This is a genomic window from Streptomyces calidiresistens (assembly GCF_014141525.1).
Taxonomy (GTDB): Bacteria; Actinomycetota; Actinomycetes; order Streptomycetales; family Streptomycetaceae; genus Streptomyces; species Streptomyces calidiresistens.
The window spans coordinates 1-3,396 of record NZ_VKHS01000614.1 but is presented as its reverse complement, the minus strand read 5'-3'; the positions used below and the strand labels follow the sequence as shown (position 1 = coordinate 3,396).

General features: G+C 70.9%; 3 protein-coding genes. All 3 read left to right on the top strand.

Annotation, left to right across the window (positions count from 1 at the left end):
* Positions 1 to 404 precede the first annotated feature (404 nt).
* Positions 405 to 1,754, top strand: coding sequence for a L,D-transpeptidase (locus FOE67_RS20435; RefSeq protein WP_182666302.1), 1,350 nt, complete (start codon positions 405 to 407; stop codon positions 1,752 to 1,754).
* 112 nt (positions 1,755 to 1,866) lie between these two features.
* Complete coding sequence (locus tag FOE67_RS20430) at positions 1,867 to 2,637, top strand: enoyl-CoA hydratase/isomerase family protein (RefSeq protein WP_182666301.1); 771 nt, start codon at positions 1,867 to 1,869, stop codon at positions 2,635 to 2,637.
* 347 nt (positions 2,638 to 2,984) lie between these two features.
* Positions 2,985 to 3,396: ATP-binding protein (locus tag FOE67_RS20425; RefSeq protein ID WP_182666300.1), on the top strand; the 412-nt coding region annotated here is incomplete at its 3' end.

Sequence of the window (3,396 nt, the reverse complement as noted above, 5' to 3'; positions counted from 1 at the left end):
CCGGTACGGGGGGTGTGCTCGGGAAGGGGGACGCCGGCACCGTTCCCGGAGTCGACCGCCGTCTCCTGCTCAGCTGCCTGGGACACCTGTCCGCCTCCTGGGTTTCGCGGTTCGTCTGCCGCGCGGCGCTGTCGCGTTCGTGTCATCTCTGCCCGGTCACCGTCATCTCATCACGCCGTATCACCCACTGGGTTCTTTCAGGTTATTCCATCAGTTTCGCCCTGTTTGCCGGAAAAGACACACCAGGTCACGCACGAGGGGTGAGATCCCCCACCCGGAAAGAGGGGCAGGAGGGGAACCCGGGGGCGAAAGGGCCGGTGGGAGAGCCGACGCACGGCAGGAGCGGAAAGCTGCGACAGAACGGTGACAAACCCCTGTCCCGTCCGTCGAATCGATGTGATGACATGGCCATATGGCATCCGCGCGAACTGTGGGTGCCACGCGCGGTGCGAGGGGAGAACGAGATCGTGAGGACGCGGGCCACGAGTCGGCGGACCATCGCCATCGGGGGGACCGGGGGCACGGGGATCACGGACGGCGACGGCGGGGTCGGACGACCCCGCCGGGGAGCGGTCGCCGCCGCCCTGACCGGCGCCCTGTTGGTACTGGTGACCGCCTGCGGCGGCAGCAGCAGCGCGGACGACAGCTCCGGGGGGACCGGGGGCGGGAAGAAGAAGGACGCCGAGGCGGGCGTCGAACTCCTCATATCCCCCGGGGACGGTGCCACCGACGTGGCCACCTCCGGGGAACTCCGGGTGACCGTCGGGGAGGGCACCCTGACCGAGGTCGTGGTCACCGACGCCGAGGGGGAGACGGTCGCCGGTGAACTCGACGGGGACGGCACGGCCTGGGAGCCCACCGAGCACCTGGCCAACGGCACCGTCTACACGGTGGAGGCCGGTGCCGAGAGCGCCGACGGCGAAAAGGTGAAGGAGACCTCCACCTTCACCACGCTGGAGGCGGAGGCCACCTTCGCCACCAACTGGAACGTCCCCGAGGATGCCACGGTCGGCACCGGCATGATCATGTCGATCACCTTCGACACCCCGATCGAGAACCGGGAGGCCGTCGAGGAGGCCATCCGCGTCACCACCGAGCCGGAGGTCGAACTGCGCGGCCACTGGTTCGGCGACCAGCGCCTGGACATCCGCCCCGAGAACTACTGGCAGCCGGGGACCGAGGTCTCCGTCGAGTTCCGCACCCGGGGCGTCGAGGGCGCGCCGGGCGTCTACGGCACCCGGTACAACGAGCGGTACTTCACCATCGGGCGCCACCAGGTCAGCACCGTGGACGCGGCCGCCAAGACCATGGAGGTCCGGCGGGACGGCGAGGTGCTGCGCACCCTTCCGGTGACCACCGGTGAGCCGGGCAACGACACCTGGAACGGCAAGATGGTGATCACCGAGCGGCTCAAGGAGACCCGGATGGACGGCTCCACCGTCGGCTTCGACGGGGAGTACGACATCGAGGACGTCCCCCACGCGATGCGGCTGAGCACCTCCGGCACCTTCGTGCACGGCAACTACTGGGCGAGCGAGTCGACCTTCGGCTCGCAGAACGTCAGCCACGGATGCATCGGGCTGTTCGACAAGCAGGGCGCCAACGACCCGAACACCCCCGGCGCCTGGTTCTTCGACAACTCGATCATCGGTGACGTGGTGGAGGTCGTGAACTCCAACGACGCCGTCATCGCCCCCGACAACGGTCTCAGCGGCTGGAACACGGACTGGAGCGCCTGGGGCTCCGGACAGTAGGCGATCCCCGGGGCGGGCGCGGCACCTTGCCCGCCCCGGACCGAACGGGCCCGGCGCACTGTGAGCAAGCGCACCGGGCCCGTTCCCGTGAACGACCGCTAACCTGGCGGCCATGACCGTACATCTGGAGGTGGCGGACGGGGTCGGCACCCTCCGCCTGGACCGCCCGCCGATGAACGCGCTGGACATCGAGGTCCAGGACCGACTGCGCGCGTTCGCCGAGGAGATCACGACCCGCGAGGACATCCGGGCGGTGGTGGTGCGCGGCAGCGAGAAGGTGTTCGCCGCCGGCGCCGACATCAAGGAGATGCGGGAGATGGACCATCGGGCGATGGTCAACCGTTCCCGCGGCCTGCAGGACGCCTTCACCGCCGTGGCCCGGATCCCCAAGCCGGTGATCGCCGCGGTGACCGGCTACGCGCTGGGCGGCGGCTGCGAGTTGGCGCTCTGCGCGGATCTGCGGATCGCCGCCGACAACGCGAAACTGGGCCAGCCGGAGATCCTCCTGGGGCTCATCCCCGGAGCGGGGGGCACCCAGCGCCTGCCCCGCCTCGTCGGCCCCTCCCGGGCCAAGGACCTGATCCTCACCGGCCGCATGGTGGACGCCGAGGAGGCACTGCGCATCGGCCTGGTGGACCGCGTGGTGCCCGCCGCGGAGGTGATGTCCGAGGCGGGGGCGCTGGCGCGGAAGCTCGCGGACGGGCCGGCCATCGCGTTGCGCGCCGCCAAGGAGGCGATCGACGCCGGCCTGGAGGCGGACATCGACAGCGGGCTGGCCCTGGAACGTGCCTGGTTCTCCGCCCTCTTCGCCACCGAGGACCGGGAGATCGGGATGCGCTCCTTCGTCGAGGAGGGTCCGGGGAAGGCCCGCTTCACCCGCTGATCCGACCACCGTCCGCCCGGCGGGGCGCACGGACGGCGCACCGTTCGGATCGGTGCGCCCCCGTGCGCTCCACCGGGCGCGTGTCACTCTTTCGTGCCTCATCCGTACGTCGGCGCGACCCGAAGTTTTCGGTCGGTTCCGGTCCGGGGAAAGGGCCGTCCGACCCCTTCCCCGACCACTCGGGCGGAGTTCCGTCATCGCTGGTGACAGGGGCGATCGCATCCCCAACTCCCCGAAGGACAAACGGTCCCGAACGAACCAAGGACGACATCGGGCCCCCTTCCGGATCATGCTCGATCATCCCGAAACGGCCCCGCGGCCGGCATATGCACGCCATGATGGGGGGCATGGGAGCAACGGCGGAGACCACCCCGCGGGGAAGCGGGGGGCCAGTCGGCGGGACGGTCACGGAACCGGCTGCCGGATCGACGGGGAGCCCGGCCGGTCGCGGCCCGGCGGATCCCCTGGAGACGGTGCGGGCCGTCGGGGCGTTGACGATCGACCCGGCCGCCGAGGAGATCGTCCTGCCCTCCCACCCGCGCTCGGCGGGGGCGGCGCGCCGGATCACCCTGCTGCAACTGCGCACCCGCTGGATGCTGCCGGCCGAACTCACCGAGGACGCGGTGCTGTTGGTATCGGAACTGGTGGGCAACGCGGTGCGGCACGCCGGTGCCGACGGCTTCGGGCTGCGCTTCCGCAGGCGGCGCGGCTGGCTGCGGGTCGAGGTCCGCGACCCCTCCCGGGCCCTCCCTTGTCTGC

What these genes read in the sequence shown, in the direction of transcription:
- FOE67_RS20430 (WP_182666301.1), top strand. Translation starts at nt 1,867, where the DNA reads ATGACCGTACATCTGGAGGTGGCGGACGGGGTCGGCACCCTCCGCCTG.
- FOE67_RS20435 (WP_182666302.1), top strand. Translation starts at nt 405, where the DNA reads ATGGCCATATGGCATCCGCGCGAACTGTGGGTGCCACGCGCGGTGCGA.